The organism is Halomonas sp. V046 (assembly GCF_052645355.1).
On record NZ_JBQXYF010000094.1, the window covers coordinates 1 to 248 of the forward strand.

Here is a 248-nt window from a genome sequence, read left to right on the forward strand (position 1 = left end):
TTGCCCGGCCAGTCCCAGGTCAGCTCGACGCCGATGCCATTGAGGTCGGTGTAGTGGGTCAGCAGGTGATGGGAATAGCGATACTCGCGCTGATGATCGCGCGCATTGCGGTGGGAGACGAGATTACGCTTGGCGTCGTGGGCATAGAGGGCGAGCACCTCGGGCTCGTGATCGCTTGCCGGGTAGTGGCGCAGCACGCGCTCCAGCAGGCCGGCTTGGCCGTAGACAAAGCTCAGCTCGAGTTCGGC

At 64.1% G+C, this 248-nt stretch carries 1 protein-coding gene; it reads right to left on the reverse strand.

The window, feature by feature from the left end; genetic code table 11:
• On the reverse strand, positions 1-248 hold a 248-nt coding region (locus ACUN9Y_RS22400), incomplete at both ends, for a hypothetical protein (protein WP_445462941.1).